Annotated in this window: 16 protein-coding genes; 10 read left to right on the top strand and 6 right to left on the bottom strand. The window is 47.0% G+C overall.

Features of this window, described 5'->3' with window-relative positions:
* Positions 1-71: 71 nt before the first annotated feature.
* Positions 72-650, bottom strand: a complete 579-nt coding sequence (locus ACN0YN_RS20460) for a response regulator (protein WP_417386869.1) — start codon at positions 648-650, stop codon at positions 72-74.
* 525 nt (positions 651-1,175) lie between these two features.
* A complete protein-coding gene (locus tag ACN0YN_RS20455; RefSeq protein WP_417386868.1) occupies positions 1,176-1,430 on the bottom strand; it encodes a hypothetical protein in 255 nt (84 codons plus the stop codon).
* Positions 1,431-1,891: 461 nt separating this feature from the next.
* Here ACN0YN_RS20455 and ACN0YN_RS20450 point away from each other — a divergent pair, with 461 nt between their 5' ends.
* From ACN0YN_RS20450 to ribD, 7 genes are all read left to right on the top strand, one after another.
* On the top strand, positions 1,892-2,929 hold the full coding sequence (locus ACN0YN_RS20450) for a polysaccharide deacetylase family protein (RefSeq protein WP_417386867.1): 1,038 nt from the start codon (positions 1,892-1,894) through the stop codon (positions 2,927-2,929).
* 171 nt (positions 2,930-3,100) lie between these two features.
* Complete coding sequence (locus ACN0YN_RS20445) at positions 3,101-4,849, top strand: Nramp family divalent metal transporter (protein WP_417386866.1); 1,749 nt, start codon at positions 3,101-3,103, stop codon at positions 4,847-4,849.
* A gap of 30 nt (positions 4,850-4,879) precedes the next feature.
* On the top strand, positions 4,880-6,334 hold the full coding sequence (locus ACN0YN_RS20440) for a hypothetical protein (protein ID WP_417386865.1): 1,455 nt from the start codon (positions 4,880-4,882) through the stop codon (positions 6,332-6,334).
* Between the two features lie 272 nt (positions 6,335-6,606).
* Positions 6,607-7,536 (top strand): cysteine synthase A, encoded by a 930-nt coding sequence (gene cysK, locus ACN0YN_RS20435; RefSeq protein ID WP_417386864.1) that lies wholly within the window; start codon positions 6,607-6,609, stop codon positions 7,534-7,536.
* Positions 7,537-7,794: 258 nt separating this feature from the next.
* A complete protein-coding gene (locus tag ACN0YN_RS20430) occupies positions 7,795-8,940 on the top strand; it encodes a trans-sulfuration enzyme family protein (protein WP_417386863.1) in 1,146 nt (381 codons plus the stop codon).
* A 264-nt stretch (positions 8,941-9,204) separates the two neighbouring features.
* Positions 9,205-11,400, top strand: a complete 2,196-nt coding sequence (locus tag ACN0YN_RS20425; protein WP_417386862.1) for a tetratricopeptide repeat protein — start codon at positions 9,205-9,207, stop codon at positions 11,398-11,400.
* A 104-nt stretch (positions 11,401-11,504) separates the two neighbouring features.
* A complete protein-coding gene (ribD, locus tag ACN0YN_RS20420) occupies positions 11,505-12,599 on the top strand; it encodes a bifunctional diaminohydroxyphosphoribosylaminopyrimidine deaminase/5-amino-6-(5-phosphoribosylamino)uracil reductase RibD (RefSeq protein WP_417386861.1) in 1,095 nt (364 codons plus the stop codon).
* Positions 12,600-12,613: 14 nt separating this feature from the next.
* On the opposite strand, the gene ACN0YN_RS20415 is transcribed toward ribD, so the two are convergent.
* A complete protein-coding gene (locus ACN0YN_RS20415) occupies positions 12,614-13,108 on the bottom strand; it encodes a hypothetical protein (RefSeq protein WP_417386860.1) in 495 nt (164 codons plus the stop codon).
* A 127-nt stretch (positions 13,109-13,235) separates the two neighbouring features.
* Positions 13,236-14,639 carry a threonine synthase gene (gene thrC / locus ACN0YN_RS20410; RefSeq protein ID WP_417386942.1) on the bottom strand — a complete coding sequence of 468 codons (1,404 nt, stop codon included), beginning with the start codon at positions 14,637-14,639 and terminating at the stop codon, positions 13,236-13,238.
* Positions 14,640-14,909: 270 nt separating this feature from the next.
* On the opposite strand from thrC, the gene ACN0YN_RS20405 reads away from it, so the two are divergent.
* On the top strand, positions 14,910-16,100 hold the full coding sequence (locus ACN0YN_RS20405; protein WP_417386859.1) for a M24 family metallopeptidase: 1,191 nt from the start codon (positions 14,910-14,912) through the stop codon (positions 16,098-16,100).
* A gap of 122 nt (positions 16,101-16,222) precedes the next feature.
* On the opposite strand, the gene ACN0YN_RS20400 is transcribed toward ACN0YN_RS20405, so the two are convergent.
* Together ACN0YN_RS20400 and ACN0YN_RS20395 are read right to left on the bottom strand one after the other, a co-directional pair.
* Positions 16,223-16,402: a hypothetical protein gene (locus ACN0YN_RS20400; RefSeq protein ID WP_149303545.1), complete on the bottom strand. Its 180-nt coding sequence runs from the start codon at positions 16,400-16,402 to the stop codon at positions 16,223-16,225.
* A gap of 336 nt (positions 16,403-16,738) precedes the next feature.
* Entirely contained in the window at positions 16,739-17,881 is a 1,143-nt protein-coding gene (locus tag ACN0YN_RS20395) for an HlyD family secretion protein (RefSeq protein ID WP_417386858.1), read from the bottom strand.
* A 382-nt stretch (positions 17,882-18,263) separates the two neighbouring features.
* Here ACN0YN_RS20395 and ACN0YN_RS20390 point away from each other — a divergent pair, with 382 nt between their 5' ends.
* A complete protein-coding gene (locus ACN0YN_RS20390) occupies positions 18,264-18,971 on the top strand; it encodes an orotidine 5'-phosphate decarboxylase / HUMPS family protein (protein ID WP_417386857.1) in 708 nt (235 codons plus the stop codon).
* On the top strand, positions 18,968-20,008 hold the full coding sequence (locus tag ACN0YN_RS20385; protein WP_417386856.1) for a zinc-binding dehydrogenase: 1,041 nt from the start codon (positions 18,968-18,970) through the stop codon (positions 20,006-20,008). The genes ACN0YN_RS20390 and ACN0YN_RS20385 overlap by 4 nt, the downstream gene beginning before the upstream one ends.
* Positions 20,009-20,074 lie beyond the last annotated feature (66 nt).

The following is a 20,074-nucleotide window of genomic DNA, read 5'->3' as shown; positions in this document are numbered from 1 at the left end:
TAGAAATGGAACCTGTTCCGTTTGAGAACAGTTCATTTTAAACTGGCAGAGATGATAATGGTGAGGTGGGATCAGGAAGTTTTCAGATATTTCTTCAAGTTGGCAATTTCTTCCAGCAGGATTTTCAAAAGTTCTGAAGCTGCCTCTTTGTTATCAGCCTCGACGATTTCTCGGACTGACTGCCTGACTTTTTGAGTGGGAGAATAAAGGTCAAGAGGTGCCGCATTCTGAGTAGAATGAAGCACATTTAAGGACATGTCATTTAATTCCTGTTTTAATTCACCCTGGTCGAGTGGCTTAAACATGATTCTGGAAAAACCCAACTCTTGAGCCAGTTTAATTCTTTGAAGATTTTTATCCTCAGGGTTTTTGTCAGGTCTGACGGCAGTCATCAGAATAAACTGTGGAGCGGCGACTGCACCGCTGTCCGAATATCGCTCCACCTGTTGCGCCTGTTGAAATAAATCGACGCCATCCATGCCACTCATAATCAGGTCAGTCAAGACGACATGAATTTCATTATCCGTCTGTAATAACTTGATCGCCTCATAGCCTGAAGAAGCTGTAATTGCAGTGAAGCCAATTTTTTCGACGAGACGCGCATAATAATGGCACGAATACCCAATATCGTCGACTATTAAAACTTTCATAGATAAGCCCAAGGAATTGAAGAGTTGTGTACAGCGTCATCTCTCAATAGCGTTGGCATTTTGATTAGGATTCTGCTTTCAACAGTTCTTGAATTATTTCAATTTATATATAAACATAACTTAAATTCGGCACTTTAAGGTTTTTAACTGCATATGATTTAAAGATTTATCCCTCATGAGAGAAGCGGTTACACTCCTTTTACATATTGTTATTCGATTAGGAAACAGGGATTACACGATGACTGAGACCATCAAGGATCGTTAACTCCAATAACAATCGATTGATACTAAATCGCATATGCAGGTCTGAAAGATAAAAGACAAGTAAGTCCAATCTTGCACAGTTTTTTTGAACCAACTTGCTAAAAATTCATAAATACACTCGAGTTAAAATGCACGAATGTATCAAGATTCTTCTTTCACTGGTTTGAATCTGTACCAGCCTCAATGGGACAACAGTTGGGTATGCTTCTCCCCATCCCTCTAATGCAAGAAGAGGCCGGTTCATCGGTGAACAAGGTCGGTTCAAACTTCGCGATGTGTTTGGCCTGACCAGAAGTCTTGTGCATCGACAATGATGTTGCTGCCAAATTTGAAGTAGGGGATTCTGGTCTCTTTTAAGAGCTCTTTAAAATTCTTCTCCGTCATTCCAAAGAGTTGGGCCCAGATCTTACTGCTGTATTTTCCGGTTTGAGGAAAGGCTCCTGGAGATTTCGCAAGGTTAGCTACTAATTCAAATGCAAATCTGTCAGATTCAATGTGTGTGTTTGATTCCGTCATGAGATCAAAACCTACCAGTGATTTATCTCGCCTTCTCCCAGCAGCAGCAGCGCGTACCTTTGACGCAAATCATAGACTTCAGGTGAAACGAAGAGGGTTTCCTGCAAGTCAGGAATGACGCTTGGACGGGTAGAATGACGCGATAAAAACTTAGTGACACCTACAGCGGTCACTCCGCGGCTGCCCCCAGGCAGAAATGGAATTGTGGTTCGAAACCACTCCCAGACGACGAAAATCATTGTACCAGAACACCCTGAACAAAGCAATATACATAATGTTTTTTTCCTGATTCCCCAGAAACGCTATCAAACTGAATGAGACCTGTTTTATAGTCATTTATGGCATTTCAGGTTGACTTTTCAACCCGACATGTAAAAACCTGATGAAACATTTATTTTCTCTTATATAATCGGCAGTCCGTCACGACAAACACGAAGATTCAGACCAGCCCAGGACACAAGATGAACTTTCAAAATCCTATAAAAATGAAATCCCATTTCTCACCAGCACGCCGCTCTTTTTTAAATACAGCGATTGCCGCCACTCTTGGAATTCAAACAGCTCGTTTAACAGCCTCTGAATCCCAGGATACTCCGAAAGCACAAATTGCAATTACTTTCGATCTGGAAATGAGTCGCCAGTATCCGCGGCGCGAAATGATGGAATGGGATTTTCAAAAAGGAAATCTAAACCAGGAAACGAAGAACTACTCATTGAAAGCGGCTGAAATTGCATCTGGTTTAAATGGAATCATTCATTATTTTTGTGTGGGACGCGTTCTGGAACAAAAAGATATTCAATGGTTAAAAACTATTTCTAAGCTGGGGCACCCGATTGGCAATCATACTTATGATCATGTCAATGTCTGGGCAACTGAACCAGCGAAAACGCAATTCCGTTTCCAGCGTTCTCCCTGGCTATTGGGAGGAAAGAGTGCAGATCAAGTGATCCGCCAGAATATTCGCATCACAACGGAAGCGATGAAACAACGTCTGAATATCTCTCCTGATGGATTCCGAACTCCGGGAGGATCCAGTACGGCATTAGATGATCGTGAAGACTTACAAAAAATGCTTTTGGCGGAAGGTTTCTCCTGGGTCAGTTCCAAATATCCCAGACACGAATACAGTCCTCCCAATACAGAGCCAGATCATGAAATTTATCAGTCGATCCTCTCTGCACAGAAAGAAGCTCAACCTTATGTTTACCCATCTGGTCTGATCGAAATACCCATGAGTCCCATCAGCGATGTCGGAGCCTTTCGTACGAGTCGCTGGAAGTTGAAATACTTTCTGAAGTCGGTCGAACTCTGCATTCAACAGGCGATCGAACAGGGAGGAGTCTTTGATTTTTTATGCCATCCCTCAATCATGTATGTCGAAGACCCCCAATTCGAAACGGTCAAACTAGTCTGTAATCTGGTTAACCAGTCGGGAGGCCGGGCAGAGCTGGTCGGTTTAAGCGACATCGCAAAACGCATGCCTCGAAAACAGTCTTGAACTCCCTATAACAACTTATCTCGCCAGGCGGAAAAAATTCCACACCGGTTTACAACATTAATCATTTCCCGTCTTTTTCCCATGAGATACGAGTTGAGTAGCGATCCTTTTTTGATCTGCTTAGAATAAAAATCTTCTGAATTACGCTCGCCGTTCACGAAAGAAACGCCCATGTCCGACCCTAGTCAACCTGATCTCGCAGAAGAACTGGTACCCGATGAGGTCATACCACATCAGTCTCTGCCACCTCTGAAATATCGAGACCTACCTCCCGCAATCTCCTGGCGAAAAATGATCGGCCCCAGCATCATGCTCGCAGGGTTATCTCTGGGTTCGGGAGAATTCGTACTCTGGCCTTATATTACCTACAAGACTGGTTTCATCTTCTTCTGGGCATGCCTGCTGGGTGTACTCACTCAGTTTTTTATGAACATGGAAATTGAACGTTGGACACTGGCCACGGGCGAAAGTGCAATCACCGGTTTCTGTCGGTTAAATAAGCACTGGGCCTGGATCATGTTACTCCTGAATATAATACCCTGGGCGTGGCCGGGCTGGGCGACTGGTGCAGGCACGATGATCAGCTGGACGTTTTTCGGTCCAGAGAAAATTGCCAGTGTTCAAATCGATCCAGCGCCTTCTCAGCTTTCTCTCGATAATCTACCTTCAGAAAAGATTGAGTACTCATTCGAAACGGGCGTTATTATATGGCGTGGAGATATGAGTGTCGACGAGCGCGATGTTCTCAGCAATTTCTTTCTTCAAAACCAGATTCAAAATCATGCACCCGATTTATTTGAGAGGATCAACCAGGGACAAGATTTGCAGTACGAAGCAAAGTACAGCACATTCCTGGGAATTGCCGGCCTGTTACTGGTTGGCATAGTCTTAACCACGGGACCTGTCGTCTATAATACCGTAGAAAAAATCCAGATCTTTCTGGTAGGCATGATCTTTGTGATCGCAGTGATCCTGGGAATTTACCTGATCGAACCCTATGCCATCAATTCCATGCTGAAAGGTGCTGTCAATATCGGTCAGATGCCTGATGAATCGAGCGGTCTGAAAACAATGGCATTACTGGGAGCACTGGCTTTCGCCGGAGCCGGCGGCACGATGAACCTCGGGCAAAGTAATTTCATCAAAGATAAAGGCTACGGCATGGGGAAATATATCGGGCGTATTACGAGCCCGATCACAGGACAGGAAGAAGCGGTCAGTGAAGTTGGTTATCATTTCAAGCATACTGCAGAGAATCAGGCGCGCTGGCAACAGTGGTGGCGTGCTGCCAACATAGAGCACTTTTTCAGCTTCTTTCTCACCTGTCTGGCTTGTCTGGTTCTCTTATCGCTGATTTCCTATTCGTTGTTCTACCAGGCCGACGGCCAATTGAAAGAAGGAGTTTCTCAGTTTGGTTCAGGTCTAAATTTTATCTGGGGACAGGCGACATTACTCGAAGGTCGACTGGGTAGCACTTTCAAATTGATGTTTCTGCTGATGGGTGCAGCCATCCTCTTAACCACGGAACTGGGAGTACTTGATGCAACTGCACGTATTTCGGCTGATATCCTGAAAGTCAATTATCTCAGAGACAACACACACTGGTCACTAAGTAAGTTATATTACTGTTTTCTCTGGGGCGAGATTCTGTTGGGTTCTGCAATTCTGCTCTACGGTTCTGTGAATCCGCATTTCAAACAGCCCCTGTTTCTGATTGAAACTTCCGCCGCCATGAATGGAGGCGTGATGTTTTTGTATTCGATGATCCTGCTCTATATGAATTCGAAAATCCTCAGTCGCAGTATCAGTACCAGCCCGCTAAGATTTGTAGCGATGGTCTGGGCTGCAGCGTTCTTTGGTTACTTCAGCCTGCAGGCATTTCGTATGCAGATTATTCCTTACTTTTATTCGCTCTTTTAATTCTAATCAAGTTTGTTTCAGGCTCATTCCATGCATCGCTTTCCTACTCTGTATCTCTCTAAACTGACTCCAGTAACACTCCGTATTTATAGTTGTCTATTATTAGTGTGGCTGATCATCACTCCTCACTTTACTTCATCAGCAAGCGCAGCGAGCTGGTATGTGAATAATCAGACGGGTAACAACGATAATGATGGCTCCTCTCAGACAACTGCTGTTGCCACAATTGCTAAAGCGATCTCTTTAGCCCGAACCAGCGATACTCTTGAACTTGCAAACACAGGAATTCCATACAGGGAATCCATACTTTTTCGCAATCTGGGGGGACGGCCTGATCGTCCCTTTGTCGTGGAAGGGAACGGCGCTGTAATCTCCGGTTTGAACTTCCTGGATACAACCAGATGGGAAAATGTGAAAGAAGACCTGTATACTTTCTCGCTCGACAAAACCCCATATGGAAATCCGTTTCTGGTATCGCGGGGGCAACGACTGCCCCAGGTAAAGAGCAGGGAACTGCTTCAGACAGGTCAACACTACTGGGACCGTAGTGAAAACAAAATTTATTTTCTTTGTGCTGCCGGCAAGATACCGGCTGACTATGAACTGGAAGCGACCCTGCGTATCAGTGGTCTCACTCTTACCAGCGCAAGCTATATTGTCTGTCGCAATCTGTCAGCTGAATATTTCTCCAATGATGGATTTAATATCCACGGTGATTGTCGTGGTATTCGACTTGAAAATGTGATCGCACGACACAACGGTGATGATGGGATTTCGATTCATGAATCCGGTGGATTGGTCGTGCAACATGCTTATGTCTACGATAATTTTTTTGGTATTCAGGATGTGAATGCTTCGCGATCCGTATATAACGGTGTCCTCGCTGAAAGAAACCAGGTTGGTGTCAGTCTCGTGGGAGGTTATCATTCACTTGTCGATTGCCAGATCCGAGACAGCATCCAGAAGGAAATCGATATTGCCGGATCAAATCCCGGACATATGATTGGTTCCGAAAAAAATCCCCTCTGCAAAACCATTCTCTTTGCCCAGAACTTATCTCTCTTTGGAAATGGAAATCAGACAGGTCTTAGCATTCGCAATGGCGCGACCGCTATTATAGAACGTTCTGTGATTTCCGATTCACAGACTGGCCTGACAGTTGACAGTAACAGTTTCTGTCATGTGACCCAGACAGCAATTGTTGATTGCAAAACGATCCTGAAGTCGTCATCACAGACTTCTTATTTCGATTATAACTATTATACGCCGGGACAGATCAGTTGGCAGAATACCCTCTTTGAGACCGGACAGTTTTCAGAGTATGTCACAGCATCAAAGGAAGACACACACTCCCACACCGGTCCTTTGAAAGTGAGTGCAGATGGAATCGTTGAGGTACCATCTGGCTCAAAAAGCACGACAGCGAAATTGAAACTCGGTCCCTCAGATCCGTTCCTGTCGACTTTCAGAACTGTCGATCCATAGATGTCTTGAACACGATGTCGTTTTGGGTTCTTTTTTGGTCTCAGTGGAGCCAAAATAAGCCGACACTGGCTATTTTTTCTGAGTTGGGCTTACATTTCTGAGTCTATTGAAAAGGGATTGCCTCAATTTCGGTGATTTTACATAATACAGGCGATCTGGCGAGGACTGTCAACTATCAGTCTCGTCACAGTTTACGTGACAAGTAATCTACTACGGACTCAGATCCGTTTTTGTAAACCGTCTGTAAGTTCCTCTGATCGAAAGAAATAGACATGTCCATTTTCAATGATAATTCTGAAACAATCGGCCGCACACCGCTGGTGAAAATCAATCACCTGACTGAAGGACTTAAGGCGACGGTACTGGCAAAAATTGAAGGGCGAAATCCTGCCTACAGTGTGAAGTGCCGTATCGGCGCTAACATGATCTGGGAAGCAGAAAAAAGCGGAGAGCTGAAACCAGGCATGCAGGTCGTGGAACCAACCAGTGGAAACACAGGGATTGCACTCTCATTTGTTTGTGCAGCAAGGGGATACCAATTAACACTTACCATGCCAGACTCCATGTCTGTCGAACGTCGTCTGATGCTGAAAGGCTTTGGTGCGAATCTGGTGCTCACTCCTGGTGCAGATGGAATGAAAGGAGCGATCCAGAAAGCGGAAGAACTGGCAGCCAGCCCTGAGTTTTTCATGCCCCAGCAATTTGAAAATCCAGCTAATCCGGCAATTCATTTCAAAACGACGGGCCCCGAAATTCTGAAAGACACCGAAGGTAAAATTGATTACTTCGTCGCGGGAGTCGGCACAGGCGGAACGATTACAGGTGTCTCCCGATTCCTGAAACAGGATCAGGGATTACAGGTGAAATCTGTTGCAGTCGAACCTACCAGCAGCCCTGTCCTCTCAGGTGGTGAACCGGGTAAACACAAAATTCAGGGAATCGGAGCCGGATTTATTCCCGGTAACTGTGATACTTCGCTGATTGATGAGGTCATTCAAGTCACCGATGATGAAGCGTTCGAAATGGCTGGCAAAATCGCCCGGCGCGAAGGAATCACTTGCGGAATCAGCTGTGGTGCCGCGATGCACGCTGCCTTAGAAATCGCTAAGCGTCCGGAAGCGGAAGGGAAAACCATCGTTGTCATTTTGCCTGACTCCGGCGAACGTTATCTGTCCACCCCACTGTTTGACGATGCACGCTGATCGTTTTCCGGGTGCTTCAAGTCGTTGAAAGAGAGTCCGTTCCGGGCAGAATTCCAGCATAGCCTTGCTGTACAAATTTCTTTGCGTCCAGTTCTGCTGCCGGAACGGTAGCCACCAGCGGTCAGCGGCTGTATCCTTCTTAAAAACAGAAATTACATGGAACCCCCAGGCTGGATTGGTGTCTTTCGGAACAGCACATCAGCCAGCTGAAGTTACAGGGATTCTTTCAGATATTTACACAGATTTGGACCGTTAGCCATGCGTTTTGAAACCAAGTGCGTACATACCGGAGTTGATAAGGACAGCACCTTTAACAGCTGTACAACGCCAATCTATACCTCATCAACTTTCTATTGGGATAGCCTGGAGAGCCATAAGGGTTTTGATTACACCCGAAGTGGTAACCCGACCCGCAGCGCCATGGAAGAAAACATTGCCGCTTTGGAAGGGGGCGTCTCCTGTCGGGCTACAGCGACCGGTATGGCTGCCATTACTCTGGTAATGCATCTGTTTAAACCTGGCGACCATATTATTGCTGGCGACGATATCTATGGCGGCACCTATCGACTGTTTGCAGATGTCTTCACGAAATGGGGTATTACATTTTCTTTTGTGAAAATGAGTGATGCAGAAAATGTTCGGTCAGCCATCACCCCGGATACCAAAGCGATCTGGATTGAGACTCCCAGCAACCCACTGTTAAATTTGGTTGATATCAAAGCTGTCACTGAAGTGGTATCTGAAGCAGGTACTGACATCCTGACGATTGCTGACAACACTTTCTGTTCCCCTTATCTGCAGCGACCGATCGAATTCGGTGTCGATATTGTTTTGCATTCGACAACCAAATATTTAAACGGTCATTCCGATGTTGTCGGAGGCTGTGTTGTCTCTCGAACTGAAGAACTGGCTGAGCGCGTCGCTTATGTTTCGAATGCCCTGGGTCTGGGATGCGCTCCCTTTGATGCCTGGCTTGTTTTGCGAGGTATTAAAACTCTGGCTCCACGTATGGAAGCACATCAACGTGGTGCTATGGCATTAGCCCGGATGCTGGAGTCACATCCGAAAGTAGAACGTGTCTATTATCCGGGCCTGGAATCTCATCCGCATCATGAACTGGCAAAACGTCAACAGGACGGGTTCGGCGGAATGCTGAGTTTCGATGTGCGTGACGGCCGACCTGTCGCTGAAAAAGTCATGCTCAATTCCAAGCTGTTCCTGCTGGCAGAATCACTGGGTGGTGTGGAATCATTAATTGAATACCCCGAGAGCATGAGCCACGCATCCATGACACTGGAAGCACGCCGTGCTGCCGGCATTACAGAAAAAACGGTGCGGGTTTCAGTTGGTATCGAAAGCCCGGAAGACCTTGTCGCAGACCTGAAACAGGCCTTAGACAGTTGATCTGAGTAGCGCTGTTACTTCCAGATTTTAGAATCGCAGTGGAATGTATGCCTACATCGTTCCACTGCTGCTGGGAGTCAGTGAATTCTCACAGAAGAAAGCATTGAACGCGTGCAATATGCGTTTCCATTGTGATATGATGCTGCATTGGATTTAAAAATGATGCCAATGAAACTCTACTTCGATCCTGTATGATCAGACCGTTTTCCGATCACGACACCTTTCCCATAGTTCAACCTTCAGGAAACAAAGAAGGCCGAGGTTATGAGTATAGACTCCTACGACCCCTGTCCCTGTAACAGTGGTAAAAAATATAAATTCTGCTGTCATTCTGTCGGAGATGAAATCAGTAAGATTTCGCATCTTCATGAAACTCATCAGACAGCGACTGCATTACAGCTTCTGGATCGACTCAAGAAGAACTATCCCGATCAACCTTTAAGCTTCATCACCGAAGCTCAGATTCTGATGGCAGAACGGCGATTTGAAGACGCAATTGCTCCATTAGTTCAATGCCTTGAACATGACCCTAATCACCCGGCTGCCCATTCTCTACTGGCGACTTCTTCATTCCTGGCTCATGGTTATAAGCATTCACAAAAAACGATTTATACAGCATTTCAGAAATGTGCTGCCGTAGATGTCAGTCTGGCAACTCCACTGGCCATCAGCATTGCCATCGCGCTCCAGATGCGCGGATACTATCTGGCTGCCCGCGAACATTTTGCTCTGGCAATGCGGGTTGCTTCCCAGGAATACCAACAGAACCTGTTCATGAATCTGCTGGAATTTGATGGCGATGATCAAATCCCCTATCAGTTTCGCGGCGTTCATATCCTGGAGCGATGTGCTCTGGAAGACTCAGAACAGCAAGAGACCTTTGCAAAAGCCCAACGCCTGGCAAACCTTGGCTGTTATCGATCTGCAGCAGGTCTTTTTAAACAACTGGCGGAAGCCACCGGACTGGTCACGCTCTGGAAAAATGCAGCCTTCTGTTACGCGTGGGCTACTGATGAAGTCAAAGCTGCTGAATTATTTCATCACGCAGCCAGCCTCGAAACAGATTTTGCCGATGCGGTCGAACTGGAAACTCTGGCTCAACTACTCGACCTCAATAATACAGCGGATGTCGTTAATTCCATTGAAAAAATATTTGAAGTGGAATCCATTTCCCGCTTTCTGACGCTGCTGGAACAACACCCACAGATATTACGCGGTAACGTACCTCCTCCGCAGGAGCAGAACCCTGACGAAAACAACCCCATTGCTTACTTTCAAATCACCAATACTCCCGTCGATACAGAATCGAAGGGTGAAAACATTACACTCGAAAATGTACCGACCGTCATTGGCGATATTGATGTCTTCGATGCAGATCGACAAATCGGACAACCAGCGCTGATTCATCTGTATGCGTACGAAGGTGATCAACAGACGCTCGCAGAGAAGATTTTTGACGAAGCACTGGGCGATCAAGGCAAAACAGACTGTGGTTTAAAAGTTGTAGAACGTGACACGGAAGAGACCGGGAATCCACTGTCTCCTATCCCAACAGAACAATGGCCACTCTTTTTCCGCTGGAGCTTCCCACAAAAAATGCCGATTCTCAAACGGCGGGAACTGGAAGCTCTACAGTGGAAAAAACTACTCTCGGAAACCTGGCCAAACACAAAACTGGACAGTCTGAACGGGAAAACCCCTAAAGAAGCTGCTGCCGATGCAGACCTGAAAACGGCATTGACTGCAGCTGCGTATGTACTCGATGCACAAACCCTCTCATTGGGGCATTTCCTGGACTTTTCAGAACTCGATCCAGAACTGGGTCTGACTGAGCTACCTCAGCTTGAAGTAAATGAATCATCACATTTCAATACCTGTTCCTCAATGACGCAAAACCGGATTCCGGCAAAAGTGCTCAGTGATTCACAATTGATGTATATCTTCAATCGCGCACTCCTCATTCGGCATCCCCGATTTCTGTATGATGTTTTGATCGAAGTACTCGATCGGGAGGAATGCAAAAAAGAAGTGGATCTGGACCGAGTCTATACGACGCTGACAGAGATCTGCCATAAAAAAAATCAACGAGAGGAAATGTTGACCTGGATCAAAAAAGGACAGGAAAATTCGCAGGCACAACCCAATAAAGCATTTGAAAACGAAATGCAGTGGAAAATGCGTGAACTATCCTTCCGCCTGGAAGACACTTCCGATCCCGAGCTTTCTGATTTCATGAAAGAAATCTGGGATAAATATGGCAAAAAGACACCTCAAATCAAAGAATACCTTATGGCCTTTGCCCAGGCATTTGATTTGGATCTTCCCTGGATGTCTGGCGCTTCGCTGCTGGATACAGGTGATCTCAGTGGAAATGTTTCTGGAGAGGGAATCTGGTCACCCGGTGACGCCGCTCCCGACTCCGATTCTGGACAGAAACTCTGGATCCCGGGGCAATCCTGAGCAAATCGAACCAAATCTGATTCAATTCATCGTAAATCAGCCCCTGCAGGAAAGTGTAGCAGACTGTGGATCCTAACAGAGTGTTTTCCAGTCCAGAAGAAGTCATGCAACGCGCCCTGGAGTTGGCCCGACAGGGAATCGGTTCTGTCGAGCCAAACCCTGCTGTCGGATCGGTCATCGTGGATGACAACCTCAAGCTGATCGGTGAAGGTTACCATCAGCAATATGGAGGCCCCCATGCAGAAATCCATGCTCTCAACATGGCCGGTGGTCAGGCTCAGAGTAAAACCATTTATGTCACACTCGAACCCTGTTGTCATCAAGGCAAGACCGGCCCCTGTTCTCAAGCCTTGATCCGGGCGGGAATCAAGAAAGTTGTAATCGCAATGCGCGATCCAGCCCCGCACGTCGATGGCGGTGGCATTGAAGAACTGAAACAGGCTGGAATCGAAGTCGAAGTTGGTCTGCTGGAATCAGAGGCTCAGGCTCTGGTCCGTCCATTCGTTAAACGGGTGACACAGAATTTACCCTGGATCCATGCCAAGTGGGCGATGACACTCGATGGGAAAATTGCTACACGCACTGGCCATTCACAGTGGATCTCCAATCAGCGCTCTCGGAAACGGGTTCATGAATTGCGAGGCTTTATGGATGGAATTATGGTCGGCCAAAGGACAGCTGCCGCCGATGACCCTCTTCTGACAGCTCGCCCGTCTGGGAAACGAATTCCGGCCCGCATTGTCATTGATTCAAAGGCCAGTCTTTCGATTGAATCTCAACTGGTTCAGACAGTGAATGAAGCGCCTGTGATTGTGATCGCACATCCTTCCGCTTCACAAGAGAAAATCCTCCAGCTCAAGCAGGCAGGGGTAGAGGTTCTGATGATTCCCGAATCCACCTGCGCGACTGCAAGTCAACCAGACCTGCGACTTTGCATGCAGGAACTGGCACAACGGGGCATGACAAATATCTTAGTGGAGGGGGGAGGCGGTTTACTGGGTTCCTGCTTTGATCAGAGACTCATTGATGAAGTCCACGTATTCATCGCACCTAAGCTTATTGGTGGAGCAGAAGCGTTGACGCCGATCGCAGGTAAAGGGCTGGAAATTATTCCGGAAGAATATAACCTGCGGGATTATCAAATCCAGCAATTGGGTTCTGACATTTATGTGACTGGACGGGTGGAATACCCTGAATAAGCCAGGCAGCTGGTTTAATGCAGCGAACGTGAGAGTGTATCCAGCAGGGTTCGTAACTCAGGTCGTTGTCTGATGACTCCCACCAATGCGTACTTGCTTAGATTACTGCCATACATCTGCCGATTCAGAGTCGGTCGGACTTCATTTTTAAAATAGCGATCCTGGCGTAACCGAATCGCAGCATAACTGGCAGCCAGCGCTACCAGCCCCAGCCCCAGATCGATATACCAAATCCCCCAACCCTGCTGGTAGTATTCATGGATCCCAACACAAGTCCAGAACCATACAAGTATAGAGATCCACACAGGACGGGCAACAAGCGCATTCAGCCGCTCATTTGCGTGCACGAGATGGCCATAAAATTCAGGACTCGCCATTTCATCAAGAGGACGCTCCTTCTGAAAATTCTCGCAAATCAGTTCTCCATGATTGCGTGAAACAATCACAGACTCTCCCTCCTCTGGGAGAAAATCAGCCAGATATTCCAGTTCCTCAAAGGGTGAACTCATCCCTTGCCCCTTAAACTCTTTTTCACTGAGAGTGAAGTTCCAATAAAATTTATCTCAACCCGATACACAGTCCACTGTGCCAGGAAAAAGAATCCCTGATCAGAATTTTCGCTTTCTGAGAATCACCTCAAAAAGATCGAATGACTTCTATTATTTTATCTAAATCATTCTCAACGACAATAGGTCCGTTAGAAAAAGGAGCTGTATTCACCCCATGACTCGTCAGTTTTTCATCCATATGTTCATCAGTTGCTGAATGATAGCTGACAGTGGCATTTGGATCTTTCAATTGATGCCCTGTTAAAACACAGACAACACGATCACTTGCAGAAATCACTCCTTCACTTTTCAGCAGTTTCGCTCCAGCGACACTGGCGGCACTGGCCGGTTCACATCCGAAACCACCTGCACCTACCTGAGCTTTCGCATCAAGAATCTGCTGATCATCCACCTCCCGAACAACGCCATCACAGACATCCAGGGCACGCAAAGCCTTAGAGAAATTCACAGGCCGGTTAATTTCGATCGCACTGGCTAATGTTGAAGCACGGCGGTTTTCGTTATCCATTTGTGTGAAGTAATCTGTTGATTGATCCCGATCGTAATTACCAGCATTCCAGCGGATGCCGTGTTGTTCATAGAGCTGGTAAAGAGTATTGGCTCCGTGAGCGTTGATGATCGCCAGCCTTGGAATACGGTCAATTAACCCCAGTTGTTTCAATTCCATGAATGCTTTCCCGAAAGCACTCGAGTTACCGAGATTTCCGCCAGGCACCACGATCCAGTCTGGTACTTCCCAGTTCAGACTTTCGAGCACACGAAACATGATCGACTTCTGGCCTTCGAGTCGAAATGGATTCACACTGTTACAGAGATAAATCCCTTCCTGAGCACAAACCTCACGGACCCGGGCCAGTGCATCATCAAAGTCCCCCTGAATCTGTACGGTCTTAGCACCATAGTCGAGCGCCTGTGATAATTTTCCAAACGCAATTTTACCACTGCCGACAAATACGACGACTTTGAATTTCTGAGCAACGCTGGAATAGATCGCCAGTGAAGCACTGGTATTTCCCGTTGAAGCACATGCGGCTACTTTTGCTCCGACCATGACTGCGTGTGTTGAGGCAGCAGTCATCCCGTTATCTTTGAAACTGCCTGAAGGATTCAGACCTTCATATTGCAGGTATAATCCATCTTCGTTCAATCCCGCGTATCGTGCAACGGGAGCCGAAGCTTTCAACATGGTCTGACCTTCACCAATTGTGATGATCTGATCGTCCTGTGCGAAAGGCAGTAATTCCCGAAACCTCCAGACGCCACTGAAATCAATGGGATTGTTTCGTGTACTCCAGCGTTTCTCAAACTCGCGCAGCGACTGAGGCACCGGAACCTGATCCCAGTGATAAGTCACATCCAGCAGTTCGCCACATTTGGGACAGCTGGTTAAGACTTCGTCCAGGGAATAAGTCGCCTCACAGGCAGGTGAAATGCATTTCTGGTAAGCAAGCTCAGTCGATACAGTGGAAATCGTCTTCTCTCCTCAGATTCAAGACAGGTTCGATGATTGGAGTTGAATTACAGACTCGGGTCTGCTGGCGATATTGTCCTGACCACAACTACGATTGGCAACAGAAAGCGTCTCGAATCAAGCTGTTTTTCCGAGAAGTCCGCCTGATTATAAAGAATGTCCCGTCTCTCCCATCTTGAAATAAACCTTATAAGGTCTTACATTGATTTGATTAACAAACTTTTCTATTGATCAGTTCATCTAAACCTCAAAAAAGCAGGCAGTACATCCATGTTCGAACTTTCTAAGGTACAAGCCGCTCTGGAACAGTTTTCTCTGGATGGCTGGCTGTTATACGATTTTCGAGGAAGTAATATTCTGGCCCGCAGAATTCTCGATATTCCTGATGAAGCAATGGGATCGCGCCGCTTTTTTTATTTTATTCCCCGTTCAGGTGAGCCAGTTAAACTGGTTCATCGAATCGAATCCGAGGCCCTCGATCATTTACCAGGCCAGAAAATCATCTACCTGAAATGGCAGGAGTTAGAAGCGGGGATCAGGACAATACTGCAAGCAACCAGTCGGGTCGCAATGGAATACTCGCCGCGAAATGCGAATCCATATATTTCCCGTGTCGACGCAGGTACGGTTGAGCTGGTCAGAGAATCAGTTGAGTCAGTTGTCCCCTCAGGGGATCTGGTACAACTGTTTGAAGCGGTCTGGGATCAGGAGCAATGGGAACTTCATCAACGGGCGGGAGTGCACACTGATAAAGCATTCGAAGTTGCCTGGACATTTATTGCAACTCAGATTCGAGAGCAGGGGGGTGTAGAGGAACAGGCGGTGTGTGATGTGATCATGCAGCATTTTCAAGAGACCGGATTGACAACCTATCACCCTCCTATTGTCGCGCGCGAAGCACATAGTGGAGATCCCCACTACGAAACCGGAACCGGTAAGGATACATTAATCAAAGCAGATGAATTTGTTCTGATCGATTTATGGGCCAAACTGGATGTGCCGCGTGGCGTTTATAGTGATATGACTCGTGTCGGATTCACGGGAAAAGAAGTCCCGGAACAACATACGAATATTTTTCAGATTGTAGCAGCAGCGCGCGATGCGGGAATCGCTCTGGTAGAACAGTCATTTCAAGCAGGGAACCCCCTGCAAGGCTGGGAAGTAGATCAGGCTTGTCGCAATGTTATTGAAGAAGCAGGCTATGGCGAATACTTTGTGCATCGAACCGGACACAGCATCGGGCAGGAAACACATGGAAACGGGGCCAACATGGATAACCTCGAAACTCATGAAGAACGACTGGTTTTACCCCAGACGTGTTTTTCGATTGAACCAGGAATCTATCTCCCGGAGTTTGGTGTGCGCAGCGAAATTAATGTCTTCATCGACGAACAACATCAGGTGCATGTGACAGCAGGGGAACGTCAGACAGAGGTCCTGCCGATTATGGCAGAGTATTAAAGTCAGAATTTCTAAATCCTGACTTTTGTAGCGTCTCCAAGTCTATCTGTATCAGATATGACAGAGCTGGAGACGCTATTGCTCCCATGAATGAGTTTTGCTGGAGTCCCGAGCAACTGGGATTACTCCTGATCGATGCGTAACATCTCATCCAGAATGACCGGGTGCCAGAGATCGTCGCGCTGCGATACTTCGATGTAGTTCTTTCTTGCCCAGGTGCGCAGCCTCATCTCCTCTATAGCATCGACTGAAAGTCTGTCTGCTTCTTCTGCTGAAAAAGGAATTGTAGCTGAAATACCCAACGGTCTTCTCCTCACGCTTAAAGTTTTGAGAATGAAACTCGGCGAACCAGCTTCCTGCAGCCGCGCGACCCAATTTGTTAAAGAACAACCCTGAACTCTCTCTGGATGATCCCTGGCAAGGATCTTCAAGCGGGTGAGAGAGCTGTTTTCAGGTCTCTGGCGAAAATACCACTCCTGATATTAATCACCAGAATTGACAAATATTGTAACTTATATGGTGTAAATTCAAGTCGAAAATAGACCTGTAATACGATAAATGACGGAAGAGCAGGGCCTGATTAGAGTTAGAATTTCACTCAATCTGAAGGCCGGGGCCGGATTTTTGCCAATGTCGGATTATTTCTCTAACGTGACATCGACGGTGGTCCCCATCGGGAAAATGGGCCAGAGTGGACCAGCGGGTTCAACATAAACCAGAATGATACTTTCAGACGAACCAGGCTTTTGAATCGCCTGCTCTGAAATCCTCTGGATGGTGCCTTTCCCTTTCAAATTTCCGGAAAACATGATTTTGACATCTTTCCCTTCGTCAAACAGGCTGATCTTCCGGGAAGGTACTTCCACAACCAGATAGGGATGTTCTTTGTCAAAGAGTTCCACAATCGGAGCCCCTTTCTTGACGGAATCACCTTTTTCACTGGCAAAGATTCCAACAGTTCCATACCTACCCGCTTTCAACTGTAAAGCATCTCGCTGGGATTCCAGTTGCTTCAATTCCTGTTTCACACGATCCAGGCGGTTTTTTATGACTTCCACCCCCATGGCAACTCGAATTTGAGCTGGAAGCTTCCGCTGGATTGCTTTTAACTCTTCCATCTGATCTTCACAGAGCTTAACACGTGCGGCAAATACTTCTGCTGAATTTCGGGCAGATTCCTGACGCAACATGGCTGTGATTCTATTTTCATCAGGTAACCGGCTTTCATAAACCAGCGAGCGAAAAACGTCCTCATTGGATCCGTTACTCGAAATTGAATCGTAATCCTGCAGGAAATCCTGCCAGGCCAGATTGGTTATCTGATGGATATATTTCTCCTTCAGATACTGTGAGGACTTCAACTTGGCATTGAAGACTTCAGACTCGATTTCTTTATTTCGTAAAGCCAGTTCGACTTCGCTTTTCGCTTTAGACTGTTCCAACTCAGATTCCAGCATTACCAGTTCCTGCTGTTTCGACTTCCAGCTCTTCTCAAGGCTTCTATCAAACAGAGTCAAAATTGTTTCTCCACTGGAAACCGTTTGACCTTCCTGGACATGCACTTCCTGAATGATGGCATCGCTTTTTGCTGTGATGATGGTTTTAGGGGCTTGCAAGGAACCTACATAGGTTTCTACTCGAACGCCACGTACCCATTGGGCACAAATAATTCCACCCGCAAGAGCTAAGAATAAAATCAAAATCGCCCGAGCTCCAAACGTCGAATGGTGCTCGTGCAGATGGTTCTGTACCTGATAATCATCTAATAATTCAGAAGGCATTTCTGACTGTCCTACAATCATCCAGACTCATTCAATCATCCCGCATGCGTGACATAACACGCCTTTAATCGAATCGGATGCCGAACGACCAGAATTTACCTCAAAACCAGCAAAATCCACACAACCCAGCAGTTGACTGTTAAACTTTAACGCTTACGAAGTCTGACTCTCTCAAGCCACCCCTGAAACATACCCTTTTGTACACTTTTTGAATATCTTTCCAGAGTCGCTTCCTGCGTTCGCATTAATCAAATTCTTCCGATAGGATGGTACTTTATTTGAACTTTTCTGTCTGGAACACTGCTTCATTCGGACAGCATCTGAAGTGTGAACATAATACTGTCCAACGATATCTAAAGTGGAAGAAAGTGATATTAATTTCATGAAACCAATCGTACAAATCTCATTAGATCTGACCAATATTGAAGAGGCTTTAGAGACTGCTGCGATGGCGATGAGAGCCGGCGTTGACTGGCTGGAAGCAGGTACTCCGCTGATCCTGGCTGAAGGCCTGAATTGTGTGAGAGAGCTGCGTAAGAACTTTCCGGAAACTCCGATCGTCGCTGACCTCAAAACCATGGATGGAGGCTATCTGGAGGCAGAAATGATGTCGAAAGCAGGAGCGACTCATGTAGTCGTCATGTCGCGGGCACATGAAGAAACCATCCACTGCGTCGTTCAGGCTGGTAAAGACCACGGTGTCAAAGTTATGGGTGATAACCTGGCCGATGACATGGTGCCCGCTGCAAGAAGACTGGAAGACCTGGGCTGTGATTATGTGATTCACCATGTAGGCTATGATGAACGCCGTGGGATTGCTGCTCGTGGCGAACGGATGCCAAGCCCCCTGGACCAATTGAAAGAAGTTGTCGCAGCCGTCAATGTTCCTGTCCAGGCAGTAGGAGGACTATCCCTGGAACAGGCCATCCAGACCCCCGAGTATGGTGCCCCACTTGTCGTGTTGGGAGCCCCATTGACCATTGACGCGGACTCATTCAAAACCGCGAGTGGAAACCTGGAAGACTCGTTAAGATTGATTTGTGAAAAAGTACATGCATACGGTGATGTCGCTATCGGAGGTCAAAAATGAGCCAGGCTGAATTAACACAAACTGCGGTTGTCAACTACGCCCCTGAGGCGAACTCCGTCGAACTACAGGAGATCCCTGTACCCGACATCGGACCGGATGAAGTGCTCCTGGAAGTAGCAGCGGTTGGCGTCTGCGGCAGTGACCTGCATCAATGGACGGCAGATCACAGCTGGCCTGTAAACTATCCCGTAGTACTCGGACATGAGTTTGCAGGAAGAATCTTTAGAACAGGAAACCTCGTTCAAAACTGGTCAGAGGGTGATCGCGTTGTCAGTGAGACGGCGGCTATCATAGATCCTGACAACCCGATGTCACGCGAAGGCCGCTACAATCTGGATCCAACCCGTAAAGGGTTTGGTTATGGTGTAAACGGTGCCATGACGAGTTTTGTGCGTGTCCCCGCACGTTGCCTGCATCGTGTTCCGGACAGTTTACCACTTGAAAAAGCAGCGCTTACTGAACCCTGTTGCGTCGCCTTCAATGCCGTGGTCATGAATGGTGACATTCAACCCGGTGATCGCATCGTCGTCTTCGGACCAGGGCCGATTGGTTTACTTTGTGCAGCCATGGCGCGACTGCAGGGAGCTGAAGTTGCTGTAGTGGGACTGGAGCGAGACAAGGGCCGTCTGGAAATTGCCGAACAATACTATGGATGCCAACCAGTCATCGAAGGACTTGACGACTGGTCTTATGAAGTAGATGGACTGGGCGTTAATGGCGTCGTCGATGCTGCGGGCGTATCAGTCACATTGAAAAAATCACTGGAAATTGTCCGCCCAGGAGGCTGGATCAGCAAAGTAGGTTGGGGACCACAACCATTGGGCTTCTCACTCGATCCACTCGTACAGAAGAACATTCGACTGCAAGGCAGCTTCAGCCATAACTGGCCGATCTGGGAGCGAGTTATTCGCCTGCTGACGACAGGTCAGTTGAATCTCGAACCTATTATCGGTGGAACCTGGTCTCTCAGCGAATGGCATACGGCTTTTGAAACGATGCACTCAGGTGAAATCGTAAAAGCCGTCCTGACGCCATAAAGTTAATCTCTGCTGCTATCGAAAATCGTTCTTAATTAAAAAACAACAACCTGAAAACATTAGAAC

This window comes from Gimesia sp., from assembly GCF_048260065.1.
GTDB lineage: Bacteria > Planctomycetota > Planctomycetia > Planctomycetales > Planctomycetaceae > Gimesia.
Note: the sequence above shows the minus strand (reverse complement) of the source record. Positions and strands in the feature narration are given on the sequence as shown.